The 3,374-nt window shown below is 64.8% G+C and carries 5 protein-coding genes; 3 read left to right on the top strand and 2 right to left on the bottom strand.

The window, feature by feature from the left end:
• Window positions 1-123 precede the first annotated feature (123 nt).
• Window positions 124-702 carry a dihydrofolate reductase family protein gene (locus LDL49_RS56190; RefSeq protein ID WP_225303145.1) on the bottom strand — a complete coding sequence of 193 codons (579 nt, stop codon included), beginning with the start codon at window positions 700-702 and terminating at the stop codon, window positions 124-126.
• A gap of 51 nt (window positions 703-753) precedes the next feature.
• Here LDL49_RS56190 and LDL49_RS56185 point away from each other — a divergent pair, with 51 nt between their 5' ends.
• A complete protein-coding gene (locus LDL49_RS56185; RefSeq protein WP_225303144.1) occupies window positions 754-1,713 on the top strand; it encodes an MBL fold metallo-hydrolase in 960 nt (319 codons plus the stop codon).
• Here LDL49_RS56185 and LDL49_RS56180 read toward each other — a convergent pair.
• Window positions 1,657-2,268: an NADPH-dependent F420 reductase gene (locus LDL49_RS56180; RefSeq protein ID WP_225303143.1), complete on the bottom strand. Its 612-nt coding sequence runs from the start codon at window positions 2,266-2,268 to the stop codon at window positions 1,657-1,659. The genes LDL49_RS56185 and LDL49_RS56180 overlap by 57 nt on opposite strands.
• Window positions 2,269-2,347: 79 nt before the next feature.
• Between LDL49_RS56180 and LDL49_RS56175 the strand changes: the two genes are divergently transcribed.
• Window positions 2,348-2,746, top strand: a complete 399-nt coding sequence (locus LDL49_RS56175; protein WP_225303142.1) for a winged helix-turn-helix transcriptional regulator — start codon at window positions 2,348-2,350, stop codon at window positions 2,744-2,746.
• A gap of 324 nt (window positions 2,747-3,070) precedes the next feature.
• Entirely contained in the window at window positions 3,071-3,265 is a 195-nt protein-coding gene (locus LDL49_RS59745) for a GntR family transcriptional regulator (protein ID WP_372470758.1), read from the top strand.
• The last annotated feature ends 109 nt before the right edge of the window (window positions 3,266-3,374 follow it).

The following is a 3,374-nucleotide window of genomic DNA, read 5'->3' as shown; positions in this document are numbered from 1 at the left end:
AGCCTGCGGACCTTGACCGGTTGCGTCACCTGGCCTCCTGAGCGCCGATCGAACGTGATCAGCACCATCCAATCGGCAGGAGCGACTTACACGCCAACCCGGTGATCGTTTCCGGTCACAGCACTAGGCGTCCCGGGCGGGCTGATAGGTGAGGAGGACGAGGCTTTCACCGACCGCGTGCGTGCCTAGCAGGCGCATGGGTTTCCGGTCGCCGGTCTTGCCGAAGAGGCGCTCGCCGGCCCCGACCACGACCGGATAGATCATCAGACGCAGCTCGTCGACGAGGTCGCGTTCCATGAGCGTGGTCACGAGCCGACCGCTCGCATAGATGACGATGTCCCCGTTCACCTCTTGCTTCAGCTTCGAGACCTCGTTCACCACGTCGCCCTTCAGAACCGCCGAATTGGTCCAGCGGAGATCTTCGAGGGTCGAGGACACGACGTATTTGGGCAGACTCCTCAACCTGTCGGCCCACTCGCCACTGCGCGATTCCCATCCCCGCGCAATGAAGTACTCATAGCTCCGTCGCCCCAATAGCAGCGCCTCCGCGCCGAGCGCCTCGTCGGTCAGAGCCTTGGCCCAGGCTTCGCGGTCCGCTGTGGCCGGGTCGAACCAGCCGCCGAACCCGAAGCCCTCCTCACCGGCCGGGTCCTGGATGACTCCATCGAGTGAGATGTTCTCGCTGATGACGATCTTTCCCATGTAGGTCCTTCCTTGTGGCGTTGTTGGCTACCACCAATCTACGAAGACTACGTGAGCGGCCTGATCGCGCCGGACGGTTCAGAGGCGTTCAGCGAACTCGAGCGCGTGTGGATCGGCGCGGGCGACACCTCGGTGTTCACGGGGCGGCTCGAGCCGATCCGCGACCGGGTCGTACCCGTGTCGGAGAAGGTCGCGATCAACGACTGGATCACCGCGATCCCGACACCGGGCCACACACCCGGTCACACCGTCTACGACGTCAGGAGCGGCACCGCCCACCTTCTCGTCTGGGGCGACACCGTTCACGTTCCCACGCTCCAATTCGATCAGCCGAACGTGTCCTGGGAACTCGACGGCAACCAGTCCCAGGCCCGCGCCGCGCGAGCGGCCCTCCTCGAACAACTGACCCAACCACACCACGTCGTAGCCGGCGCCCACCTCGACTCATCCGGCATCGCCCGCATAACCCCCCCGGCGACGGTTATGCGCTGGAATACCTCGCACCACCGATCGGCTGATCGAGCCTGTCAGCTCCGGGCCACGCTCACGATGGCGGCCAAGGAGGGCAAGCTCGTCTGGCCCGGCTGGGCGTCCACGAACTCGACCACCCGGACGGCCGCCTCTCCACCAGCCGCATACGCGACGGCCTCCACTCCAGCCCATCCCGGTCGAGGAATCCCGTGGCTTCGGCCAGCCGTGGATCCACGGGCGCCGCCCGGCGACCTGATCAAACGTAACGGTTGGCGGAAACTTCCGAGAACAACATCTTCCCGGAAGTACACTCCGGTCGTGACTTCCGAGAATCCGGTCCCAGCCAGGTCACAACCCCCGCCAGCAACTTCCGAGAACACGGACTCCGCCAAGCCGAGACGGCGGGGCGCCCGCCCCACCCCGCTACTCGCCGCCTACGAGCACCTGCTCGCCGACTACACCGCCTCGCTGGAACAAGTGCCGCTAGCGGCCGACACCCGCCGCACCGCCGTGGAGCAGGTCATACATGTCCCCAGGTAGGTACATGTTGGGGAACAGCGGACCACCAGGATCGAGGACGCCCGAGTGGTCGAGATCGCCCACGGAGACCGGCACGTACCGCGCCGACCGCACCAGCTCGCTGGCTGTCGCGAGGGCGATGGGGTCATCGGCTGCGACGGCGATGGCCCAAGTGTTTGGCTGACGCGTCGCACGGCTCACGAGCAGTTCGTCGTGGACGTGCGTGAAGGCGCGCGCGACCTTGGCGTGCGGGAGGAGATTCGCGAGCCACCGTCCGTGAGGCTTGTCCAGGGCCGATCGAATCCGTCCGTCGTCGACGCGGACACTGTTCGCCAGGTCGATCACAACAGTGTCGGGTGCGATGGTGCGCAGCAAATCGATGTTGGGCTCGATCGCGACGTGCGGAAGGGCGATGAGAACGACCTCGCTCTGCGTGGCGACGAGTTCAAGACTGCTGGACGGAAACCCTGTGTCAGCCGGTGTGCGTGAGCCGAGAGCAACGTCGTGGCCTGCTCCCCGTAGGAGTTCGCCGAGCCCCTGCCCCATTCGACCCGTGCCTAGGATGCCCACCTTCATGACATGACCCTTCATGGTTACTGTTGATTACCAACGCGACGGTAGTAACCATACTTCTGCGGCAAAAGAAGGCACTTTGATGACCAATAGGCACACGAATGTGACCGCCCAGGCGCGCTTCGGCGCCGAAGAGTGTTCGCTCAAGGAGGTCCTCGAACGAGTCGGCGACAAGTGGTCAATCCTCGTCGTGGCAGCGCTGGCGCGTGAGCCCTACAGGTTCCGCGCCCTACAACGAGCCATCGAGGGGATCTCCCAGCGGATGCTGACACTCACCCTTCAGCGACTTGAGCGCGACGGGCTGATCACCCGGACCGTCCTCGACATGCGACCTCCTCGCGTCGAGTACGCACTCACCCCCACAGGCCAGTCCCTGACCGTCCCGCTCCGGTCACTCGCCGACTGGGCCGAGGAGCACCGTGGTGCCCTCGCCGAGAGCCGGGCCCTGTGGGACTCAAAGCGGTCAGGAACCGCTTCCTGATCCTGAGCCGGAGGTTGCCACAACGCCCCGGCTGAGTACATCTGAGGGCTCCATCCAGGTCGGCTTGGGGAGGAAATCCTTCAAGATCTGGGGCTGAGCCTTCTGGCACGCGGGAAAGATCGAACCATGGCAGAGTTCCCCACATCTGGATCTGCCTGTATTCCGAGGTTGTCCGTGCCGACTGCGTGACATCCTTCTTCGTCTCCGACGGACAGACCGACAACCTGGCAGGGAAGAGCAACGCCAGCGGCGTGCTGTGGGCTCACGTTCTGGGACGCCGCGAACCCGTCCGGATCGACGGATTCACGGCATCACCGCAGCTGGCTGACAGGTGATCCGCTGCACCGTATCCGCCGCCGGGCACGCACTCCGGACCGCACCCGGGCGCTGGCGCGGATCAACATCGAGGCGGGGTTCGCCTCCGAATCGCGGCTGGCGCAAGAGCTCGGCGTCTCCCGGATGACAGCGCGCGCCGCCCTGGTCCGACTAGAACGCGACGGCCTAGTGTCATGCGCCTAAAATTCATCGGGTAAATGCTTATGCCCCGCTAGGGTCGAAGCTTGTGACGAATGACTACTTCGAGGTGTTCCGGCGGTTCGGGATCGAGCCGCAGGAGTCGATATATCTC

The sequence above is a fragment of the Nonomuraea aurantiaca genome, assembly GCF_020215705.1.
Taxonomy (GTDB): Bacteria; Actinomycetota; Actinomycetes; order Streptosporangiales; family Streptosporangiaceae; genus Nonomuraea; species Nonomuraea aurantiaca.
The sequence above is the reverse complement of the archived record's forward strand: the minus strand, read 5'-3'. Positions and strand labels throughout refer to the sequence as shown.